Annotated in this window: 23 protein-coding genes and 1 riboswitch; of the genes, 14 read left to right on the top strand and 9 right to left on the bottom strand. The window is 71.8% G+C overall.

Going from position 1 to position 21,025, the window contains the following annotated elements; translation table 11 throughout:
* Positions 1-188: 188 nt before the first annotated feature.
* Positions 189-1,070 carry an oxygenase MpaB family protein gene (locus tag ABT112_RS24835; protein ID WP_351513080.1) on the top strand — a complete coding sequence of 294 codons (882 nt, stop codon included), beginning with the start codon at positions 189-191 and terminating at the stop codon, positions 1,068-1,070.
* A 240-nt stretch (positions 1,071-1,310) separates the two neighbouring features.
* Here ABT112_RS24835 and ABT112_RS24840 read toward each other — a convergent pair whose 3' ends face one another.
* Complete coding sequence (locus ABT112_RS24840) at positions 1,311-1,853, bottom strand: AAA family ATPase (RefSeq protein WP_351513082.1); 543 nt, start codon at positions 1,851-1,853, stop codon at positions 1,311-1,313.
* A gap of 310 nt (positions 1,854-2,163) precedes the next feature.
* Between ABT112_RS24840 and ABT112_RS24845 the strand changes: the two genes are divergently transcribed.
* The 3 genes from ABT112_RS24845 (at position 2,164) to ABT112_RS24850 (ending at position 3,828) form a co-directional block, all read left to right on the top strand.
* Complete coding sequence (locus ABT112_RS24845) at positions 2,164-2,466, top strand: hypothetical protein (RefSeq protein WP_351513084.1); 303 nt, start codon at positions 2,164-2,166, stop codon at positions 2,464-2,466.
* A 268-nt stretch (positions 2,467-2,734) separates the two neighbouring features.
* On the top strand, positions 2,735-3,313 hold the full coding sequence (locus ABT112_RS35415) for a hypothetical protein (protein WP_502975435.1): 579 nt from the start codon (positions 2,735-2,737) through the stop codon (positions 3,311-3,313).
* A gap of 146 nt (positions 3,314-3,459) precedes the next feature.
* Positions 3,460-3,828 (top strand): low affinity iron permease family protein, encoded by a 369-nt coding sequence (locus tag ABT112_RS24850; protein WP_351513086.1) that lies wholly within the window; start codon positions 3,460-3,462, stop codon positions 3,826-3,828.
* Positions 3,829-3,915: 87 nt separating this feature from the next.
* On the opposite strand, the gene ABT112_RS24855 is transcribed toward ABT112_RS24850, so the two are convergent.
* Positions 3,916-4,548, bottom strand: coding sequence for a hypothetical protein (locus ABT112_RS24855; RefSeq protein WP_351513088.1), 633 nt, complete (start codon positions 4,546-4,548; stop codon positions 3,916-3,918).
* Positions 4,549-4,822: 274 nt separating this feature from the next.
* On the opposite strand from ABT112_RS24855, the gene ABT112_RS24860 reads away from it, so the two are divergent.
* From ABT112_RS24860 to ABT112_RS24885, 6 genes are all read left to right on the top strand, one after another.
* Positions 4,823-5,227, top strand: a complete 405-nt coding sequence (locus ABT112_RS24860) for a hypothetical protein (protein ID WP_351513090.1) — start codon at positions 4,823-4,825, stop codon at positions 5,225-5,227.
* A 150-nt stretch (positions 5,228-5,377) separates the two neighbouring features.
* Positions 5,378-7,165 (top strand): RICIN domain-containing protein, encoded by a 1,788-nt coding sequence (locus ABT112_RS24865; RefSeq protein WP_351513092.1) that lies wholly within the window; start codon positions 5,378-5,380, stop codon positions 7,163-7,165.
* A gap of 306 nt (positions 7,166-7,471) precedes the next feature.
* Positions 7,472-8,926: a sensor histidine kinase gene (locus ABT112_RS24870; RefSeq protein ID WP_351513093.1), complete on the top strand. Its 1,455-nt coding sequence runs from the start codon at positions 7,472-7,474 to the stop codon at positions 8,924-8,926.
* Entirely contained in the window at positions 8,923-9,798 is an 876-nt protein-coding gene (locus ABT112_RS24875; protein WP_351513188.1) for a sensor histidine kinase, read from the top strand. Before ABT112_RS24870 ends, ABT112_RS24875 begins: the two co-directional genes overlap by 4 nt.
* Positions 9,798-10,454, top strand: coding sequence for a response regulator (locus ABT112_RS24880; RefSeq protein WP_502975433.1), 657 nt, complete (start codon positions 9,798-9,800; stop codon positions 10,452-10,454). Before ABT112_RS24875 ends, ABT112_RS24880 begins: the two co-directional genes overlap by 1 nt.
* Positions 10,455-10,494: 40 nt before the next feature.
* The gene (locus ABT112_RS24885) at positions 10,495-10,809 is read left to right on the top strand and encodes an SCO4225 family membrane protein (protein WP_351513095.1); all 315 of its coding nucleotides are present in this window, start codon (positions 10,495-10,497) and stop codon (positions 10,807-10,809) included.
* A 132-nt stretch (positions 10,810-10,941) separates the two neighbouring features.
* On the opposite strand, the gene ABT112_RS24890 is transcribed toward ABT112_RS24885, so the two are convergent.
* From ABT112_RS24890 to ABT112_RS24900, 3 genes are read right to left on the bottom strand one after another with little or no spacing between them, the layout of a single operon-like run.
* Positions 10,942-11,508 (bottom strand): TetR/AcrR family transcriptional regulator, encoded by a 567-nt coding sequence (locus tag ABT112_RS24890; protein ID WP_351513097.1) that lies wholly within the window; start codon positions 11,506-11,508, stop codon positions 10,942-10,944.
* 9 nt (positions 11,509-11,517) lie between these two features.
* Complete coding sequence (locus tag ABT112_RS24895; protein ID WP_351513099.1) at positions 11,518-12,984, bottom strand: amidase; 1,467 nt, start codon at positions 12,982-12,984, stop codon at positions 11,518-11,520.
* Positions 12,971-13,180: a hypothetical protein gene (locus ABT112_RS24900; RefSeq protein ID WP_351513100.1), complete on the bottom strand. Its 210-nt coding sequence runs from the start codon at positions 13,178-13,180 to the stop codon at positions 12,971-12,973. The genes ABT112_RS24895 and ABT112_RS24900 overlap by 14 nt, the downstream gene beginning before the upstream one ends.
* A 170-nt stretch (positions 13,181-13,350) precedes the next feature.
* Between ABT112_RS24900 and ABT112_RS24905 the strand changes: the two genes are divergently transcribed.
* Positions 13,351-14,286 (top strand): MBL fold metallo-hydrolase, encoded by a 936-nt coding sequence (locus tag ABT112_RS24905; RefSeq protein ID WP_351513102.1) that lies wholly within the window; start codon positions 13,351-13,353, stop codon positions 14,284-14,286.
* 122 nt (positions 14,287-14,408) lie between these two features.
* Here the strand turns inward: ABT112_RS24905 and ABT112_RS24910 are convergent, their stop codons facing one another.
* Positions 14,409-14,747: an STAS domain-containing protein gene (locus tag ABT112_RS24910; RefSeq protein WP_351513104.1), complete on the bottom strand. Its 339-nt coding sequence runs from the start codon at positions 14,745-14,747 to the stop codon at positions 14,409-14,411.
* Between the two features lie 393 nt (positions 14,748-15,140).
* Positions 15,141-15,209: riboswitch (guanidine-III (ykkC-III) riboswitch) on the top strand.
* An 8-nt stretch (positions 15,210-15,217) separates the two neighbouring features.
* Here ABT112_RS24910 and ABT112_RS24915 point away from each other — a divergent pair.
* Complete coding sequence (locus ABT112_RS24915) at positions 15,218-15,484, top strand: CBU_0592 family membrane protein (protein WP_351513106.1); 267 nt, start codon at positions 15,218-15,220, stop codon at positions 15,482-15,484.
* A gap of 81 nt (positions 15,485-15,565) precedes the next feature.
* Here ABT112_RS24915 and ABT112_RS24920 read toward each other — a convergent pair whose 3' ends face one another.
* Together ABT112_RS24920 and ABT112_RS24925 are read right to left on the bottom strand one after the other, a co-directional pair.
* Positions 15,566-15,991 carry a universal stress protein gene (locus ABT112_RS24920; RefSeq protein ID WP_351513108.1) on the bottom strand — a complete coding sequence of 142 codons (426 nt, stop codon included), beginning with the start codon at positions 15,989-15,991 and terminating at the stop codon, positions 15,566-15,568.
* 1 nt (position 15,992) lies between these two features.
* Positions 15,993-17,486 carry an APC family permease gene (locus tag ABT112_RS24925; protein ID WP_351513110.1) on the bottom strand — a complete coding sequence of 498 codons (1,494 nt, stop codon included), beginning with the start codon at positions 17,484-17,486 and terminating at the stop codon, positions 15,993-15,995.
* A gap of 609 nt (positions 17,487-18,095) precedes the next feature.
* Between ABT112_RS24925 and ABT112_RS24930 the strand changes: the two genes are divergently transcribed.
* The gene (locus ABT112_RS24930; protein ID WP_351513112.1) at positions 18,096-18,833 is read left to right on the top strand and encodes an FG-GAP repeat domain-containing protein; all 738 of its coding nucleotides are present in this window, start codon (positions 18,096-18,098) and stop codon (positions 18,831-18,833) included.
* Positions 18,834-18,894: 61 nt separating this feature from the next.
* Here ABT112_RS24930 and ABT112_RS24935 read toward each other — a convergent pair whose 3' ends face one another.
* Positions 18,895-20,043, bottom strand: coding sequence for an FAD-dependent oxidoreductase (locus tag ABT112_RS24935; RefSeq protein WP_351513114.1), 1,149 nt, complete (start codon positions 20,041-20,043; stop codon positions 18,895-18,897).
* Between the two features lie 170 nt (positions 20,044-20,213).
* Between ABT112_RS24935 and ABT112_RS24940 the strand changes: the two genes are divergently transcribed.
* Positions 20,214-20,831, top strand: a complete 618-nt coding sequence (locus tag ABT112_RS24940; protein WP_351513116.1) for a TetR/AcrR family transcriptional regulator — start codon at positions 20,214-20,216, stop codon at positions 20,829-20,831.
* The last annotated feature ends 194 nt before the right edge of the window (positions 20,832-21,025 follow it).

A 21,025-nucleotide genomic window follows, 5' to 3' on the forward strand; every position in this document is an offset into this window, starting at 1 on the left:
CAAGACGAAGACCGTCAAGCGCGAGTCGTGCACCGAGGCGATCGAGTACTACGACGACAAGTCGAAGCTCTCGGCGCCGGACTTCCAGTACCGCGCACACCCGCACCCAACAAACGAAGCCCCGCACAAACGCACCGACCGGAAGAAGCCCCACCCCCGAAACCCACCCCACACCCGATACTGGACGTGTGGACATCTCCGTGCCCCGAGTCGGCGACCTGCGGCAACGGATCGGCAGCAGCCTCTTCGCCCGCGTGGCGGGCCCTGCCGGTCCGGAGAACCGTGCCCGCATCCACGGCAGCCCCGGGCCGCGCTGGTTCGCACCGGACCGCCCCATCCGCACCGTGCACAGCGACGCGTCGATGTTCATCGGGGGCCTGACCGCCCTGCTGCTGCAGTCCCTGCACCCGCTGGCCATGGCCGCCGTCGCGGCCCACTCCGGCTACCGCGGCGACCCCTGGGGACGGCTCCAGCGCACCAGCACCTTTCTCGCCGTCACGACCTTCGGCACGGCCGAGGACGCACAGCACGCGGTCGACCGCGTGCGGGCCGTGCACGACCGCGTGCAAGGCACGACAGCCGCCGGGGAGCCGTACCACGCGGCCGATCCGCATCTGCTGGGCTGGGTGCACGTCGCGGAGGTCGACAGCTTCCTGCGCGCCCATCAGCTCTACGGCGCGCACCCGCTGGACGCCGCCGGCTGCGACGGCTACGTCGCCGACACCGCACGCGTCGCGGAGGCCCTCGGCGTCCCCGACCCGCCGCGCAACCGGGCCGAACTGCACCGGCGCCTCGACGCCTACCGTCCGGAACTGCGCGCCACACGGGAGGCCCGGGAGGCCGCCCGCTTCATCCTCCTGCACCCGCCGCTGCCCCTGATCGCCCGTGCCCCCTACGCCCTGCTGGCCGCGACATCGGTGTCCGCCCTCCCGCGCTGGGCCCGCGGCCCGCTCCGGCTCCCGTATCTGCCCGGGATCGAGGAGACCGGCGTCCGGCTGACCGGGCACGCGCTCACCCGCACCATCCGCTGGGCCATGACGCCGCCCCCGGCTCAGGCGGGTACCGGCTGAGCGCACGGTCGCGTATGCCGCAATGCCCCGGGAATCCGGGGCCGAGGAACATGCACGTCGGATGGTGCGCTCAGCGGTCCGTGGCCTGATTACTGCCCGGCTCGGGTTCGCCGGCCTACTGACCAGCGTGCGTCTCCGGGCCGGTTCATGCCCCACCCGGACCCGGACCCGGACCCGTGGCCGGTGCCGGCGAAGGCGGGCCGGCGCGGCGCTTCCGGGCGAGGAAGCCGCACGTAGGGATCAGGTGATCCTGAACCTGCCGGTGTCCAGACCCGCCCGCACGGTCTCCTCGGTACGTTCGACGCTGAGCTCAGTGCTGTCCAGCGCGTGCGACTCCAGCACGCCAAGACTCGAGAACTGATCCCACAGAGAGAGAATCGGCCCGGCGTCGACCAGAGCATCCGCCGACGTTCGGGCCTGTGCCCGACCGAGGGTGACCTCGCGCGAGGGGCGCAGCACCACGTAGTGCATCGCAACGGCCGGATGGAGTGCGGCCTGCCGACGATAGTGATCCAGCATCCACGGCCCCACGATGCCGTCCACCACCACGTCGTAGCCACCTTCGGCATAGGCGAAGGCTGCGCCGGCGATGGCTTCCACCACAGTGTGGTTCTGTGCATCGGACTCCGGTAGATGCGGAGGAATGGCCCCGGCGACGATGTAGTGCCAGAAGTCGTCGGTGTGCACATGCACGCCGAGATCACGAGCGGACGCCACCTGGCGTGCCACAGTCGACTTTCCTGCCCCCGGCGGCCCGGTGAGGACCAGTACGTTTCCACTCACGCCATTGATCGTATGACGCACTACCGACCAGCGGACCGCGGTGTCTGAGGGCTGTCCCGTAACTGCTGAGCGGTCCGCACGTGTCCCGGGGTCCGGCACAGGGGCGATCCGGAAACCAGCGGGTCCGCGGAATCCGAGCGCTGGTTGTGTGAGGAATCCGCGGGCGGCCGTGGCTCCGCGAGGGGAAAGGGCGAGGGGGGTGTCGGTTGACAGGATGTCGGCTCCAGCAGGACCGTCTGGCCCTGTGAACCTTCCGCGCCGGGCCCGCGTCTTCCCCCGCGATCGTCACCAATGGGCAGGAGAACCGACCATGGCTGACAAGGATGTTGAGCAGAGCGACGAGCGGGGTCACATCCCGGAGCCCTGGTGGGCGGACCTCGGAACGTGGGGGGCTGTCGCACTGATCGTCCTCGGGGGCGTCGGGGCGGCATGGGTCTTTCTCCGGCTGCCCGGCACCCCGGATACGCCGGCCTCCGGCTACCACGGGGCCTCCAAGGTCATGGCCATCGGCCTGGTGATGGTGGGGTGCAAGTTGCTCGGCCGCCGTCGCACCCGGGCGCAGCCATCGAGGAGACGAACGAACGGGAACACGCCTGACGCCGCCGGCCGGTGAGCAGCATCGGACGGCGGCGACTGCCTGTGAACCCCGCACCATTCAGGAACACCGACCACTCGATCAACGGCGTCTACCGGTCTCAGGCCCCAATCCCCCGCACCCGGTGCCCCGGTGCCGCCGTCGGGGGATGACCCCACCGTGAACGCGGGGGACCTCTCGATCGTCAACGAGCCGCTCCATCAAGAGACGTGGGGCATGACACACCATCGGTTACTTCGCTGTGGGACCCGCGGCCCCGGGCAGCAACGAGCACACCCTGGACCGGGTGCGCCACCGTGACTACCTGCTGGACCAGCGGACCGCCGCTCGGGCGGCCCGGGACTGGCCGGCCACCGCTCGCCCGACCCTGAGCATCGGCACCGTCTACCCGGAGTTCTCGAAGTTCGACATCCCGCTGCTGCCCAGCCACGCTGCTGCCCAGCCACGACGTACTGATCCATCTGCACCGGGTCACGGCCGCGGGACTGCTCCCCGAGTGAACCGCGGATTCCCGCACGCCGCCGCACGCGACCTCACCCGGCCGCATCGCCCTCACCCGGCCGTACGCGCCCTCACACGTCACGCGGCCGTACGCGCCCTCTTGCGTCCCGGCCGCACGCGGCCTTGCGTGACCAGCGGATTCCCGTCCGTCACCCCAGGGTGTCCGCCAGTTTTCCCCTGTGCTCGCCGGGCAGTCGCACCGGTGGATGCCTGCCATCCTCATCAGCCATCGACCGCATCCCGGCTCCAGGACGGAGGACTGCCGTGCCGACAACAACCGCAGACGGGTTCCGCACCGCCGGCGGCGCCGTCGCCACGCCCCTTCGTCCGCCGTGCCAGGTCGCGGCGCGCCGCGACGCCTTAGCCTCGGCCGCGGCCCACGGCCGGCGCCACACCGGCCGGCTGTGACGCGCCGTTGTCGGGTGACGCTCCGCTGTCACTGAAATGCTGCCCGGGTCCGCCAGAGCGCCGGTCCCGGGCAGACACCCCGGGACCAGGTGAGGAGACCGCATGACGCTTCAACATCCCGCTCATCGCGGCGGCAGGACACAGGGGCGGTTCGCGCGCCTCGCCGAGAAGGCGTCGAACTTCACCAGCTCACCGGTCTTCTTCGGGCTGTGCCTGGCGCTGGTGGCGGCCGTCGTCGGCGCTCACCTGGTGCATGTGCCGCTGAAGTGGCTGCTGCTGCTCGGCGACGCCATGACGGCGGTCACCCTGTTGCTGCTGGCACTGCTGAAGAACTCCGAACGGCGGGCCGAACACGCCATTCAGCGCAAGCTGGATGCCATCGCCACCGCGTTGCTCGACGCCCAGGAGGGCAGGTCGGGGCAGTCCGCTCAGGACCTCAGGGACGCCATCCGCCTGGAGGACGAGACCTGACGCGGTCCTGTCCCTTCCCCTGCACGGCCCGTCGCCCCTCTTGACGTCCTCGGCCGGCCGGGCGGGGCGGACGAGTAGATCCGCTCGTCAGCCCCGCCCGTCGGCATGCCGGGGCGGAGCCGGCGGGTGGAGGGCGCCGGGCTCGGCCGGGTCCTGAACCTCCAGGACGACCGCCGTCCCGGCCGGGGGCCGGCTCTCGTGCAGGGTGATCGCCTGGCCGGGCCGGAGGTGCCGCCACCGCGAGGGGGTGAGCGGAGCAAGACGCGCCGTGGCGCGCCCGCCGGGCTCCAGGAAGGGCGTGAACTCCACCCAGAGCGCGGCGATGGCGAGGTCCGGTTCGCCGGCCGGAGTGCGATGGCCGATGTCCCACATCGGCCGCAGCGTGCCGGCGCCGGGAAGGGGCGTCCGACGTCGCGTCTCGGAGGCCGGCCGGAGGGTGAGATCGGCTCGGATGACGCCGTACCGGCTCTCGTGGCAGCGCCAGCGGCACCAGGCCGCGCTGCGCTGCATCCCCAGCTGTTCGGCGGCGTCGGCCATGCTCTCCCAGAAGCCGAGCGGCAGGTGCCGGGCGCCACCGAGGTCCTCCAGCAGCCCGAAGGCCCCCTCCCAGTCGTCCCGGGTGAGGTACTCCCAGACATCGCTCACGGTGAGGTCGTTCTCGGTGGCGATCTCCTCGGGGACCACGAGGGAGGCGGCTTCCAGCAGCTCGGGGACGTCCATCCGCCGATTCTGGACCAGGCGCGGGGGATGAGCGGCCGGCTCTCCCGGACCGGACACGGATCACGCCGCACCCGGCGCGGGTGTGGCCGGTCGTGCCTCCCCCATCCGGCGGAGGCGGCCGACGGAGTGTCCGACCCCAGGGCGATACGGGCGGACGGCCGGGACCGGCACCGTGGTGACAGGCCGGGAAAGCCGTTCCCGGCCGACGGGGGTGAAGACACGGCGCGTCCGGTCCTGCGCCCTCCCCATGGCCGTATATCCCAGAGGAGTTGCCATGACCCGTGCCAAGAAGGCCTTCGCCCTGGTGGCCGTAGCGGCCGCCCTGGCGGGTGGCGCCGCTGCTCCGGCGCTGGCCGGACCCATGGTCCCGGAGAGCGTCCACCTGAAGACGTCCCGGCCGGCCGCGCACGCCGACGCCGAGCCCGGGAAGCCGGCCCTGCACCGCACCGATTCCGGTTCCTTCGCGCCCGCCCGGGTGTCGTACTGCAGGAACTTCGTCAACAGCGGCAAGCGCTGGAAGGCCGACTGCCGTGTGTCCTCCGGGCGTTCGGGCGCCTACACGCTGTGCACGGACGGTACGTCGATCCGGGGTCCGCTGGTCGGCGTCGGCTACTGGAAGTTCGGCGGCGACTGCTCCGGCCACGGAAAGGTGAAGCGCTGGGCCGTCTACAACGGCTGAGCGGCAACGAGGCGGCGGGCGGCGGGCAGTGCGGGCCGGCCGCCGCCTCGGCGTTCGGCCGGGCTGTCCAGGCGCGTCGGATCCGGCCTGCCCGCCGCTTCCTTGCCGGGCCGGGGAACCGCAGGCGCCCGGGGGCACGTGTTGCAGATCATGGAATCAAACTTATGTACGCGCCGAGGAGGCCGGTTCGCAGCGGCACTGGTCGTACTGGCCTCCCTGGCAACCGTCCTGACGGGTGCGCAGCAGGCTGCCGCCGCGCCGGAGGACGGCCGGTTCGAGAAGGTGGACGCGTCCGAGTTCGTCCTCTACCCGCGCGAGATACCGGGCGTCGACCACGGAGAGCCCGGCGACCGGACGGCCAGGTCGGTGATCGAGGCCGTTGAGGCAACGAGCGCCGTGAGCAAGGCCTCGCCGCTGAGCGTCGCCCAGTCCCGGCAGCACACCGGCCGGAACCTGTGCCACACGACCGGCATCAACGGCACCCTGAAGTACAACGGGTTCTGCTGGGACAGGACGGACGACGGCACCAGCGCCTACAACCCCGCCGGAGGCTGGCACCCGCAGGGCATGACGGCCTCGCACGACGCCTACGAGAGCGGCACCGCGGACGGCCATCACCTGTACATGCAGGCCTGGTACTACGGCCACGGTGACAAGGAGAACGACCGCGACAAGAAGGCCCGCGTCTCCATCCTCGAATCGACCGGCGAGGACCGGAGCTACGGGCACGTGCTGCTCGTCCGTCCCACGGGCAGCCGGAACGACCCGAATTTCCGAGCCGTCGAAAACGTCCACGCCGACGGCATGGCCTGGTACGGAAACAGGCTGTTCGTGGCCAACGGCGGTGAACTCCAGATCTACGACCTGAACCACCTGTGGAGGATGAACTCCCTCTCCGGGAACGTCGGGGTCGAGGGCAGGGTCTCGTCGGCGGGCCATCATCAATGGGCGCTGCCCATGGTCGCCCGCTACGGATACCAGACCAAGGCCCAGGAAGCCGCATGGGAACAGGCACACCCCGGCCGCAAGGCTCTCCGGGCGTGTGCCGGGCTCATCGCATGTCTGAGTTCCCTGAGCGTGGACCGCAGCAGCGGGAGCCTGGTGTCCGGGGAGTACCGGAGCAACTCCACCGAGAGGATCTTCGATCCCGATATCGACCGTCGCCCGGCGCGCGTCATCAACTGGCCCCTCGCGTCCATCGGTGAAGGCGGTACGAGTCCCGTGAGGGCAACCTCCGCCCATGTCGCGCCCGTTCGCCAGCTCCAGGGGGTGGCCACCGACGGCGAGTACTACTACCTGTCCGCGGAGTGCCCCGTCAACTACATGGGAGACTTCCGGCCCGGAGACCGGCTCAGCTATTCCTGTATCTACCGGGCCCGGACGGGCGAACGCGCCTCGGTGCTGACCCGCTCACCGACGCTCACCCAGAACCTGTCCTACGCGCCGAGCTCGGGCCGCCTGTGGGGCAGTAACGAACAGACCGACCATCGCGTCGTCTTCTCCCTGCAGCCACGACGGGCCGACAGTGCCGTCCCCCTCAGCAACGACTACAGCGCGCTCTGCGCCGGTGCGGGGAACAGGATCACCAACGGTTCGAAGGTCATCCAGTGGGGATGCACCAACGCCCAGGACGAACGGTGGGTGTTCGAGGACACCACCGACTCCAACGGCAAGCGCGCCCATGTCCTGCAGAACGCGTACTCGGGCAAGTGCATGGGCCCCGCGTCCAGCCTCGCCAACGGGGCAGGCATGGTTCAGTACACGTGCAACGGCGCGGTCGACCAGAAGTGGTGGTACGACCGGGACAAGCATGAGTTGCGCAACGTCTACTCCGGCAAGTGCCTCGGTCTCGGCGCCGACGCGACCAAGGGGTCCCAGCTGATCCAGTGGACCTGCAACGGCGCACCGGACGAGAAGTGGTCCACGACGGCTCGCTGAGCCGAGCGGCCGGGTCGAGTCGCGGGGCACCGGGGTCACGGCCTCTGTGCCCCGCGGCTTCGAGCGCGGACGGGCCTCAGGACGTGGCGAAGACGAAACAGGTTCTGCGGGGCGGGCATCGCGGCGATCACCACGAGGTGGTGCAGCCAGGCCCCGCTCACCCCGAAGCCGAAGCGGCAGACCGCGTAGGCCAGGAGCAGCCCCCGGACAGCGAAGGACGACGGGGCGTCTATCCCGGGATACACGGCGTCTTCGTCCCGAGGGGGGACGTAAACCCTGGTCAGTGGCCCATAGTCTCGTCATGTCATGAAGAACTTCCCGGATCGGACGTTGCCGATCGTCCTGATGTGCGCTCAGGTGCTCGCCTGGCCCGGCTCCGCGCTGCTGCGCGCGGAACGGGTCCCCGGCCCGGCGCTGCTCACCGCTGCTCTGGTGATCGCACCGGCCGGTGCGGCGCTGGCGTGGCGGGGCCGGAGCCCGGTCCTCGCCCTCCTGGTGGTCGTGTCGGCCTGCGCGCTCGGCTCCACCGGCGTTCCCCCCGGCGGCTTCGCCGTCCTGGGCACCGCCGGTGCCGGCCTGGCGCTCCACGCCGTGGCCTCGCGCTGCGACGTCCGGACCACTGTGCTCGTCGCCGCCGCACTGGTGGGCTGGCAGACGCTGTGGGGCATGTCCCTGCACGGTATCGGCCGCGCCCAGGGCCTGGACGTCCTGCTCACCGTCGTCACCTACGCGCTCGCCCTCGGCACCGGCATGCCGGCCCGGCGCCGGTCCCGTGACCGGGCGGCCGCCGCACGCCGGCTGGCCCGCGCCGAGGAGGAGCGGCGGCGGCTGCCCGCGGTGGAACGCGGCCGGCTGGCGAGGGAGCTGCACGATGTCAGCGCCCATCACCTGACCGCGGTCGTCGTCACGGCCGAGGCCGCCCTCAGGCTGGGGGACGGCAGGCCCGCGATGACCCGGCAGGCGCTGGAATTCGTCACCCGTACCGGATACGACGTGCTGGGCACGCTGGTGAAGGCCCGTTCCGGACTGGGCGGGCCGGGCGAGGAGTCCGGGAGCGTCGTCGGGCAGATCGAGGAGCTCGCGGCCGGCCTGCGGCGGCTCGGGCAGCCGATCCTCCTCGACCTGCCGTCCGACCTGCCGGGCACGCGGGGCGAGGCAGTGCACGGCATCGTGCGGGAGGCGCTGACCAATGCGCTGCGGCACGCTCCGGGAGCGCAGGTGCAAGTCCGCTGCACCGCCGTGGGCGACACCGTGGAGCTCGAGGTCCGGAACGCCGCGCCCGCCCGAAAGGCCGACGGCTCGTCCGAACTGGGCGGTGGCCGGGGCGTGGCGGGCATGCGGGAGCGCGCTCGCGCCGCCGGCGGGCGGCTCACCGCCGGTCCCGAGCGGGGCGGCGGGTGGTGTGTACGGGCCGAGCTGCCCGGCAGCGGCCCGGGCTCCTCGGGCGCGGGCGGCCCGGCGCGACGGGTGGACCGGTTCCGGCTGGCTCAAGGTGTGGCGGCCGTGGGCCTGGTGACCAATCCGCTGCTTCCCGCCCTCGCCACACCGGCGACCTCCGGCGCTGCCGGCGCCGGACTCGGGCCCGGCGCGCTGACCGCTCTGCTGGCGGGCACGCAGTGCCTGCCCCTGCTCGGGATGCGGCGTGCGCCGTGGACGGTGTTCTGCGCGGTGCTGGCCTGTCCGGCCTCTGGCCGTTGGCAGCGGTACTCGGCGCCCAGGACGGCCCGTCCGCGGTGTCCCTCCTGGCGAGTGCGGCCGTGACGGCCGCAGCGGTGTTCGGCGTCGTCGCGCACGGCCGCGGGGCTGCGCCGCCCTGGGCGGCCGTGCCGCTCGCCGTCTGCGGGCATCTGGTGACCGTCACGGTCCTGGCAGCGGGGCCGGGCGCGACGGCCGGCGGGGCGGCCCTGGCCTGGGCAGGGGGAACGGCCCTGGCGACCGCCGGGCTGTTCACCGGCGCCTGGTGGGCCGGCCGGGCATGGCGCGCCCGGCGGGACCGCACGCTGGAGTCCGAGGGCGACGCGTTCGCCGCCGTCGTGTCGGCGGCGGTCGCCGAAGCGAGCGCGGAGCGGCAGCGCATGGTCCGCGGACTGCGCGAGAGCGTGCTGAGCCGGACCGGACGCATGGTCGGCCGGGCGGAACGCGGCGAGCTGGCGGAGGCGGCAGCGGACGCCAGGGAGGCGTTGACCGCCATGCGGGAGCTGCTCGGTCACCTCCACACCGCCCCGCCGGACGCGGACCGCGCCCCGCAGCCCACCGTCGACGACCTCGATCTGCTCTGCCGTCAGTACCGGGCGCTGGGGCGGCAGGTGACGCTGCACGAACCGGAGGCCGCGGCGGGGCCGCTGCCCACGAGCGTGGGCCTGGCCGCCTTCCGCATCGTGGAGCGGGCCCTGAGCGCGGGCGACGGGGCCCCGGCGGACGTGCTGCTGGCGCACGCACCGGAACAGCTGGACCTCGTCGTGTCCGGCGTACCACGGGCCACCGCGGAGCCCGTCATGACCCTGCTGAGAGCACAGGCGGACGTGCTCGGTGGCGAGGTCACCGCGGATTCCCCGGGCACGCTGCGGGTGCGGCTGCCCGCCGGTCACGGACCTGTTCAGGAGAAGGAGGGGTCACCATCGCCATCGACGTGATGGTCGTCGACGACCAGTTGGTCGTCCGGTCCGGGTTCGTCGCCGTCATCGACGCCGAACCCGACATGGAGGTCGTCGGCGAGGCCGGTGACGGTGCTGCGGCCGTCGAGCTGGCCGAGCGGCTGCGCCCCGACATCGTCGTGATGGACGTACGGATGCCCGGCGTCGACGGACTGACCGCGACCAGGCTGATCACGGCCCTCGACGACGCGCCGCGGATCCTGATCCTCACCACCTTCGACCTGGACGCCTATGTCTACGAAGCGCTCCGCTCGGGCGCCTCGGGCTTCCTCCTCAAGGACGCCCGGGCCGAGGACCTGCTCGGCGCGATCCGTGTGGTGGCGGCCGGGGACGGCATGCTCGCCCCGTCCGTGACCGGGAGGCTCATCCACTCCTTCGCGCAGGGGCCGCCCGCCGCCGCGGACACCTCCGGGGTCCTGAGCCGGATCACCCCGCGCGAACGGCAGATCCTCCGGCTCGTGGCCTCGGGGATGACCAACGCCGAGATCTCCGACGACCTCGACGTCGCCGTGGGGACCGTGAAGACCCACGTCAACAGAATCCTGACCAAGCTGGAGCTCCGGGACCGGGTCCAGGCGACCATCCTCGCCTATGACATCGGCCTGGTACGGCCGAGCGACTTCCGGGCGCCATGAAGGCCACACCGTCCCACCACCGAAACGAGAGAAGCGGACCATGAGCAACAACAGCCGGATACAGCGCACCCTCTCCCTGGCCTTCGTCAACTGGTTCGCCCGGGGATATCTCGTGGTGTGCTGCGCGCTGCTGATCTGGACCTGGGTGGACAGCACGTTCGTCGAGCACCCTGACGCCAGCCTGTTCGGTGTCGTCCCCCTGCTCGTCACCGCACCCGTCAGCCTGGTCCTCGTCGCGCTCCCGGGCCCGTCGGCCCTCCTGTACGCGGCCGTGGTCGTCGGCGCGCTGATCAATGCCACGGTGATCGGCTGGTGCACCCGGACCCTCCAGCAGCGCGGCGCCGCACGCCGCTGACCCCGAGCCCGGCGACAACTCCCGGCCCGGCCCGGTGCCGTGCGGTGCGGTGGCCGGGCGAATCCGGGCGGCGGTCGACCCGGACGTGCTCCGGACGGGCTCCGTTCGGCGGCCCGGTCGGGCCGGCTCCGGTCAGCGGCCGGCCGCGTCGAGAGCGTCCGTGACGAGGCGGCGCGCGTAGGTGTCGTCGAGGCCGTCGGGGCGGAAGAGGACGCGGTACATCAGCGGTGCGACGAGGCGGTCGATGACGGTCTCGGTGCCGGGCGCCCGCTCCCCGCGGCCGGCCGCGCGGCGGAGCATGATGTCGATCTGCTCCGCGGCGAAGCCCGAGCACTGGCCGGCGTTCCCGCCGTCCGGGTCTCCCAGCAGCGCGTCGCGGACGTAGGCCCGGCCCGGGGGAGAGGCCATCTCGTCGAGGAACTGTTCGGCCCAGGCCGTCAGGTCGGACGCCAGATCGCCGAGGTCCTCCGGCGCCGCCTCGGGCCGCAGCCGCTCCACCGCCACATCCGACAGCAGCTCCTGGAGGTCACCCCAACGACGGTAGATCGTCGACGGGGTGACCCCCGCCCGCTGGGCGACCAGCGGAATCGTCAGAGCGCCCCGGCCCGCTTCCGACTCGAGGTCCCGCACCGCGGCATGGACCGCGGCCTGGACCCGGGCGCTGCGCCCGCCGGGACGCACCATCTGCCGTCCACTCATGGCTCCACCTTAAAGCGCATGCGTGGGGTCCGGTTCGCTCCCGGAGCCTGCTCTCGGGGGAAGAGCCGGAGCCTGCTCCCGCCGCCGGCCCGGCCGGGCGGGCTCACGGGGGAGCTCGGCCCGCTCGTAGGCGCGGCCGACCCGCAGAAGCATCGCCTCGGACAGCGGGCGCCCGAGCAGTTGCATGCCGATCGGCATCCCGTCCCGGTCGAGCCCGACCGGGAGGGTCAGCGAGGGGACCCCGGTGATGTTGGCGGGTGCGGAGAGGCGCACATAGGCGTCCGGGACGCTCTCGACCGTGCCGTCGGGCCAGGTGACCGTCTCCAGGCCGGCCGGCACCGCGGTCATCGGGACGGTCGGGGCGGCGATCACGTCGACGTCCTCCAGCATGCGGGCCCACTCCCGGCGCATCACCGTCCGGGTGCGTTGGGCGCGCAGGTAGTCCCCCGCGGTCATCAGTTCGCCGGCCTCGAGCAGGGCGCGGACATCGGCCCCGTACAGGTCCGGGACGGCGCGAAGGGTCCGTTCGTGGTAAGCCGTGGCCTCGGGGACCATCAGCCCCCACTGGGTGGCCTGGACGTAGAGGGTCATCGGGATGTCGACCTCGACGAGATGTGCGCCGAGGGTCTCCAGCCGGTCGACGGCACGCCGGACCGCGGCCTCCACCTGCGGATCGACGTGGTCGAAGTAGTAGGTGCGCGGCACTCCCACGCGCAGCCCCGTCGGATCCGTTCCGGTGCGCGGCCGGTAGTCGGCGGCGGGTGCGGCGAGCGAGGCCGGGTCACGGGGATCGTGTCCCACGAGAGCGGTCAGGACCAGCGCCGCGTCCTCGACGGTCCGGGTGATGGGGCCGACATGGTCCAGCGACCAGGACAGGCTCGTCACACCGTGACGGGGCACCAGCCCGTAGGTCGGCTTCAGGCCCACGACGCCGTTCAGCGCGGAGGGGACGCGGATCGAGCCGCCGGTGTCGGTGCCCAGGGCGAACGTCGCGGCACCCGCCGCGACGGCGACGGCCGACCCGCCGCTGGACCCGCCGGCGACCCGCGCCGTGTCCCAGGCGTTGTGCGTCCGGGGCGTGATCAGGCCGTACGCGAACTCGTGCGTGTGGGTCTTGCCGACCAGCACCGCGCCGGCCGCCGCCAGACGGGCGGTGACCGTACTGTCGGTCTCCGCACGGTGTCCGGACCGGACCCGGGAGCCGGCCGCGGTGGCCAGGCCTGCGACATCGATCAGATCCTTCAGCCCCATGGGAATGCCGTGCAGCGGACCGCGGAAGCGGCCGGCCACGGCTTCCCGCTCCGCTTCGCGCGCCGCGGCACGGGCCCGTTCGGCCGTCACGGCGCTGTAGGCGCTCAGGCGGGGTTCGACGTGCTCGATGCGGTCGAGCACCGAATCCACCAGTTCGACGGGGGACAGCTGCCGTTGCCGGATCGCCTCCGCGGCGTCGGCGAGCGACAGTTCACACGGCTGCATCGAGCTCCTCCTCTCCGGCGCGGTAGGCGAACGCGGGAGGCGTGTCGCCGAAGTCCAGCTCGCGCAGGACCGACACGACGGCATGGATGTGACGGGCCGTGGCCGCCACCCCGTCGTGGCGCGCCTCCTCCAGCGGCAGTCCGGCCCGGGCGGCCCAGCGGGCCGCCTCAGCGGCGGTGAGTTCATCGGTGGACATGGGGCGTCTCCTCGGGCGGGCGTGAACGGCCGGTCGGACCCTCACATAAAGCTAAGGGTTTGCGTTTAGCGACCGTAGGCCCTACGGTCGCTAAACGCAAAGTCATTGCTTTAAAGGGTTGTCCATCTGCCGTCAGGCGCACGCCGCTCTCCCGAAGGAACCGTCAGCACATGCACACGGCACCGGCCCACGACACCGGCACTCCCGCGCCCTCCTGGACCGTGGGCGACATCACCGTCCACCGCATCGACGAGGTTCCCCTGCCGCCCGCGACCGGACGCTGGCTGCTGCCCGACGCCACCGAGGAGGTGGTCTCGCAACAGGCCTGGCTGCGCCCTGACTTCGCGGACGGCGACGGCCTTCCGCGCATCGACAGTCACAGCTTCGCCTTCGAGGCGGACGGGCTCCGGGTCCTGGTCGACACCGGCATCGGCAACGGCAAGCCACGGGCGAATCCGGCGTGGCACAACCTCGAAACCGGCTACCTCGACCGTCTCACCGCCGCCGGCTTTCCCCCGGCCTCCGTCGACCTGGTCCTCCTGACCCATCTGCACACCGATCACGTCGGCTGGAACACCCGTGCGGAGAACGGCACGTGGGTGCCCACCTTCCCCAACGCCCGCTACGTCACCTCCCGTACCGAGTGGGAGTTCTGGGCCGGGTACGCCATGGACGAACCACGGCGGCAGATGTTCCACGACTCGGTGTTCCCGGTCGAGCGGGCGGGGCTGCTCGATGTGGTCGACGTACCGGCCGACGGCGCCCGGCTCGCCCCCGGCCTGCGCCTGCTGCCCACCCCGGGCCACACACCGGGACACATCGCCGTCGAGCTCACCAGCGGTGACGCGTCAGCGCTGATCACCGGCGACTGCATCCATCACCCCGTCCAGCTCGCCCGTCCCGCCATCGGCAGTTGCGTCGACATCGACCCGCAGCAGTCCGAGGCGACGCGCCGCGAGCTGCTCGCCTCGCTTGCCGGTACGGGCACCCTCATGCTGGGCACCCACTTCCCGCCGCCCACCGCCGGCCACGTGACCGCACACGACGACGCCTTCCGGCTGCTGCCCGTCCCGCCGGCCCATGGCGCCGGGGCCGCACAGCGCTGACTCGAGGCGGGGAAGCCCCGCCCGTCACGCGGGGGAAGGCGCTGCGGCGGCAACCGCGGACGGGGTGCCGCGTGCTGTACGGCTCGTTCGTGCCCTCCGAGGCAGGTCGAGGCCCTGCGACGTCACGCGGCGTCCCTGGCATAGGGGGAGCTGAGGGCCGTGCCGACCCGGATGAAGTCGCCGGCGACCGCGAGCAGATGGCGCGGCTGCCGCTGCCAGCCGGTGAACGTGACGCCGAGACCATGGCTGCGGGCGTCGGTGTCGACGCGCGCCATCAACTGCAGGCCCACGATGTCCATGAAGGACACCTCGGTCATGTCGACCGCCAGGTCACGGGCGGTGGCCGGCCGCCGGCCCAAGGCGCGGTGCACTGCGGGCCGGGCGTCGATGTCGATCTCTCCCTGCGGGCGCAGTCGCCAGAGCGAGCCCTGAGTGGTACTGATGATGTCGAAGTCCTGCATGCTGCTCTCCCCTTGGGGGCGCAGCCCAGAAACAGCAGGTGGCTTCTGCCGTCACAGGCCCGGCGGGCGCCGGGCAGGATCCAGAGCAAGGGCGCTCGCCGAACCGCTCCTTTCAGCGGTGCCGGGGCCCGAGTCTCGAGAACTGAGCTCTCATCCAGTCTTTACCCTCCCACATGCGCGGGGGCCCGGAGCCCCCAGTTCAGGACACGTTTGCGCCTCGGTCGACGCGTCCGGCGGGTGGTTGCCGCCGGCGCGTCCGCCCAGGTGGCGGCCCGCTCCGTGACCGCGTTCCGCCCGGCCCGCCGGACCTGCGCGACCGGACCGGAACCGCACGTCGCGAAGGCGCCGCCCGCCGGGGCCGGGCCCGGAGCCGTCTGGGCTACAGTGGGCGACGGTGACGCCGTTCCGGCGCCGCCCCGGACGAGAGCGTTGCCGTACCCGGCCCAGGAAAGACGGCTCGCAGCGCACTCATGCATCGCATCGATCTCGTCGAAATCGCTGGTTCCCTCCTCATCCTGGTCGCCTACGTCGCCGGTCGGACCGGCCACCTGCGCTGGGACTCCCGTACCGCCCTGTCGCTGAACCTCCTGGGCTCGGCGGCCCTCGCGGTGATCGCGTTCACCCAGGAGTCCTGGGGCTTCCTGTTGCTGGAGGGTTCCTGGGCCCTGGTGTCCGCCGTTTCCCTGGCCGCCGCGTGCCTGCGCACGCCGGCCCCTACCGACCGGCCCGATCACTGAGGAGAACCCCGTGGCAGGAGAGAAAGACCTCCGCAAGCTGCCCTGCCGGGTCCCGAGCGGGACCCGGCGGAGGGACACCCTTCAGGAACCCTCCTCCGCCGTCGGGACGCAGAGCACCGGCACGGTCGACAGGTGGAGGAGCTTGTGCGGGGTGGAGCCGAGGAGCGCGCCGCGCATGGGGCTCTCGCCCCAGCTGCCGACCACGATCACCCGCGCGCTGTGCCGGGACGCGGCGTCCATCAGCGCCTGTTCCGGCTTCTCGTCGATGATCTCGACGGTGCTCGGCACGCCCGCCTCGTCGGCGGTCCGGACCGCCCGGTCGAGTCCGGTGCGGCCGGCCTGCCGGATCGCGTCGTGGTGCGCCTGGTACTCCTCCCCGGTGATGCCCGGGGCGGCGGCGCCGTAGACGAGCACGAGGGGCTCGCCGAACGCGGCCGCGACCTCGATCGCGACGCGCAGTGCGCGTGCCGCGCCCGGCGACTGGTCGTATCCGAGGACAACGGACATCTCAGGACTCCTTGCCGTGCACGAGGTCGGGGTCGGCGACGCCGGGGCGCTCCGACCAGAAGACGGGGGAGAGGAGCCGCCACACGATCATGATCACCACGCCGACGATGGAGATCGCGATACCGATGACCAGGGGCGGGCCGAGGCCGAACCAGGAGACTCCGCTGTAGGAGTTCGCGGGGTCGGCCATGTCGCCGATGGACTCCACGAGCAGCCACGCCAGCAGCCCGGCCCCGATGAGCGGGCCGGCCCCGATGAGGAGGAAGTTGTGGAGGCTCTCGGTGAGGTGGCGGCGGTAGTAGACCGCGCAGGCCAGCCCCGTGAGCGCGTAGTAGAAGGCGATGAGCAGGGACAGCGCGGTGAGGGAGTCGAAGAGCGCGTTCTCACTGATCTGGCGGACCACCAGATACCAGGCGATGGCGATGCCCGCGACCCACCAGGTGCTCACATCCGGGGTGTGGAACCGGGGGTGGATGCGGCCGAAGTAGCCGGGCAGCGCATGGCGCCGGGCCATGGACAGCGCGGTGCGCGAGGCCGGGATGATCGTGGTCTGGGTGGAGGCGAGCGCGGAGGTGGACACCGCCAGCAGGACGATCCAGTCCCAGCCGCCCATCACCTCGCCGGCGAGCAGCGCGAAGATGAACTCCTCCTCCTCGGCGTTGTCGGCCAGGAAGGTCGTGCCGGCGTAGGCCACGACGGCGAAGGCGACCGACAGATACGTCACCAGCAGCACGATCGTCGACCAGACCGCGGCCTTGCCGGGCGCGGTGGCGGAGTTCTCGGTCTCCTCGTTGAGGTTGACCGCGGACTCCCAGCCCCAGTAGATGAACACGCCCAGCAGCAGCCCGCTGGTCAGCGAGGCGCCTCCCGCCCCGAAGGGGTTCAGCCAGCCGAACTTCGGTTCGATGGAATCGAAGGCGCTCGTTCCGTTGTAGACCTTGTAGAGCGCCACCACCACGAAGATCAGCAGGAAGACGACCTGAAGGAGGATCAGTACGTTCTGCACCCTGGCCGACAGCTCGGTGCCGATGACGCACATGGCGGTCATGACGAGGATCAGTGCCACGGTGAGAATCTGGCGTACGACCTCGTTGTCGACCCAGCTGTCGAGGCCGAAGGCGAGCAGCGCGAAGCTCACGGCGACATCGGCCAGCGATCCGACGACGAGCACCCCGGTCATCGCGATGGCCCAGCCACCGAGCCACCCCGCCCAGGGGCCCATGGCCCGGGTGACCCACGAGAACGTCGTGCCGCAGTCCTGGTCGACCCGGTTGAGGTAGTAGAACGCGGACGCGATGAGCAGCATGGGCACGAACGAAGCGAGCATCACCCCGGGGGCGTAGATCGCCACGAGTGCCACGACCGGACCGATGACCGCGGCCAGTGAGTACGCCGGGGAGGTGGCGTTGAGTCCGATGACGAGCGCGTCGAGAAAGCTGATCGCATCGGCTTTCAGCTCTTGTGGAGGTCTCGCGTCAACGGTGTCGTCGGCCATGTTTCCTCGCTTCGTCGTGCGTGGATCCAGAGAATCGCGCCATATGGTGATTTGGGGTCATTGGATCACTCCTGCCGACGCATGTCAGGTAGGGGCGGGGTGGGGGTCGTGCGATCGCGCGACGGAACCACTGCCTCGCATGCCTTGCGGACGACTCTTGGGGCCGGGTTCGTGCGCCGGTTCGCTCGGTCGGACCAGCGGGTGGAGGCCGGAGAAGCCGGGCCCCGAAGCGGCGCCGCCCCTGGTGTCGGTAACCGCGACACCCCACGGCGGCGGAAGGCGGCGCTTTCGTGTTGTGGGGCCGTGACTCTCTGGTCGGTGGCGTGCAGCCCCGATGGACGGACCTTCCCCAGCCCTCCGGCCGCACGGCAGAGGGAGGCCGGAGGAACGGGAGCGGTTCCGGACACTGTCGGTGCAGCTCGGAGGCGTGTGGCAACCGCTGCGAGCACGCTTCAGGTTCGGCAGGATCGTCGGGCTTCGCGGCGCGCGTCGCCCACGTCACGCGGGAGCCGGTTTGCGCGTCACGGTTGTGTAATACGGCGAATCGGGCAGGAACGCGCAGAACGGCACCGGCATCTCACCCGGCAGCAACGACGTTAGGAGTCGAAGATGCTGCACAAGCACTCTCGTCTGATCGCCGCGCCGGTCGCGGCCGCTGCCCTGATCCTCATCGCTGCCGGTTACCAGGTCAATTCGGCGGAGGCGCACGCCTTAAAGCGTTCCGGCAAGCCGGCCGCGACGGCGGTCCCGTGCCTGGCCGACGCCACGACGCTGGTCGGCGATCTCGACGGTGACCGCCGCCCGGACAAGATCGTGAACCCGGGGCACACCGGCACCAGGATGACGGTCCAGTGGGGCACCGCGACCGGTACGTTCGGCGCGAAGCACGCCGTCGGCGAGCTTCTCGGTGCCAAGCGGGGGGAGATCGCGTCCGCCGCGGTCGCCGACTTCCAGAAGGACGGCACCCTGGACATGGTCGTCAACATCGTCAAGCCGGCCGGCGGGGACGACCCCGCGACGGCGCGCCTCGCGGAATACCGCCCGGGCCCGCTCAAGCGGTCGAACCTCAAGTCCGCCCACGCCCGGCACTCCGACATCGGCGACCACGGCGAGGCCAAGCAGCTCCGGATCGCCAACTACGGCGGCGACGCGTACCCGGACCTCGCGATCCTCAACAACTCCGGCGACGGAGGGCTGGACCGGGACGTGCGCCTCACGAAGCCGGGCAGCGGCCCGGGGAGCTACGTCTACGAACAGCAGGTGAAGTACGGCGATTTCGCGACCACGGGCGAGCCGCCGTCCATGCCCACCGACGGCTGGAAGCAGTTCTACAAGCCCTGCTCCTGACCACCCGCGGCGCCGCCGGCCTCCTGTGGACCGGCGGCGCCCGCCTTCGCGGAGGCGCGTGTCAGGCCCGGGCCGGGTCGAACCCGGCGATCTCGTCGGGGCCGGGCACGGAGAGCAGATGCTCGGCACCGCCGTCGAGTGCCCGGGCCGTTTCGGCCGAGCGCGGGAGCATCGACTGCTCGTAGCGCCGGACGGCGTGGCCGATGGTGGGGGAGCAGGCGAGTGCGAGCGCGAGTTCGCAGGCGTCGAGCATGGCGAGGTTGACGCCGACGCCGAGCGGCGGCATGAGATGTGCGGCGTCTCCCAGGAGTGTCACGCCGGGCGAGTGCTCCCAGGTGTGCGGTACCGGCAGGGCGAAGAGCGGACGGTCGACGTAGGCGCCGTCGTTGTCGGTGATCATCCGGAGTAACCGCGGTGACCAGGCCGCGTACTCGCGGAGCAGATGCGCGCGGATGCCTCCGGTGTCCTCGGGGCGGAGCCCGTTCGCCGCGATCCAGTCCGCGGGGACGCGCCGCATGAGGTAGACGCGCATGTGGCCGCCGCTGTTGCGCTGTGCGAACAGTCCCCGCTCGCCGTCGGCGATGTGGGCGCTGCCTTTCCCGACCAGTCGGGACAGCTCGGGGTGTGCCCGCTCCATGGCGTCGAACCGTGCCTCGAGGAAGCTGACCCCGGTGTAGCGCGGTGTCGCGGGCGATACGGCGGAGCGAACGCGGGAGAAGGCGCCGTCGGCACCGATCACGAGATCCGCCTCGACGGCCGTCCCGTCGGTGAACGTCAGGGTTCGGGGCCCGTCGGCCGGTCCGCTCACCGAGGTGAGAGCGCGCCCCCACTGAACCGTTCCCGCAGCGAGTGAACGCAGCAGGAGGTCGCGCAGTTGTCCGCGGTCGATCTCGGGGGTGCCGGTTTCGCCCTCGTCCGGCCGATGGTGGGCGAGGACGTGCCCCGCCGGGTCCATCCGGCGCATTTCCTGCCCTTCGAGCCGGGCGAGTGCGAAGAACTCCGCCAGCAGGCCCGCTTCGCGGAGGGCGAGCTGACCGTCCTCCGGGTGCAGGTCGAGCGAGCCGCCCTGGTTGCGGGAGTTCGGTTGCGGATCGCGGTCGTACACGGTCACCGCGATGCCGTGCCGCTGCAGGATGCGCGCGCACGTGAGGCCTCCCGGGCCGGCGCCGATGATGCTGATCCGCGCGCCCGCGGGCGTCGGAGAGTCCACGGCCGGACTCCTTTCGTCGGTGGGGCTCCCGATGGCGCCGCGGCGCGGCGACAGCGGTGCCGCGACCCCCACGGGGCGGCGCCCCAGGGCAGCCAGCAAAACAGAAACCAGTCCATAAGTGCAACGGTTCCAGTTTCTGTCTTGTTCCAGTCGTGGGGTACGGTGACGCCATGCCCGACTCTCCGACCGTTGGTCGTCGCGAGCGCAAGAAGGCCGCGACCAGGCAGGCCATCGCCGACGCAGCCCTGGAGCTCTTCCTGGAGCACGGTTTCGAGCGAGTGAGCGTCCGCGACGTCGCCGAACGGGCCGACGTGTCGACGACGACCCTCTTCGCGCACTTCCCGAGCAAGGAGGCGCTGGTCTTCGACCGTGAGGAAGAGGTCGAGGCAGGGCTGATCGCCGCCATCCGTGAGCGGCCCGGGGGCCGGAGTGTCGTCGAGGCGCTTCGTGCCCACGCGCTGACGTCCTGGGTGCCCGTCGCGGCGGACCCTCGTCTGCGCCGGTTCGCCGCGCTGGTGGACCGGACGCCCGCGCTCCGCGAGTACGCGGAGCGCATGTGGATGCGCCATGCGAGCGCCCTCGGCGCCGCGATCGCGGAGGAACTCGGCCGGGAGGCGGACGATCTCGCGTGCTCGGCGCTCGCGCGGTTCGTCCTGGAGGTGCCGACCCTGATCAAGGGCCGACGCGACCCGAGCGCTGCCGTGGAGACGGCGTTCGACCTCTTGGTCCACGGCTGGCGGTCGCAGGGTGAACCCGAGGGTGTCGTGAAGGGCTCCGGCAAGGGCTGAGGTATCGGGCACTCTCGCCTGACGGCAGCCGGGCGGCTGCACCCGGCTGCCGGCGGCGAGTCGGGCCGGGGGAGCGGCCGCGCGGCTCATAGGGGCGCTGCACCTGGTGAGGTGATGAGGCGTCAGGGGTGGATGGCGAGACGGCTGAGCCGTCCCCGTCCCGGGGCGCACCCTCGCCTGCGCGGCGGCCGGGC

The organism is Streptomyces sp. NPDC002055 (genome assembly GCF_040296705.1).
Taxonomy (GTDB): domain Bacteria; phylum Actinomycetota; class Actinomycetes; order Streptomycetales; family Streptomycetaceae; genus Streptomyces.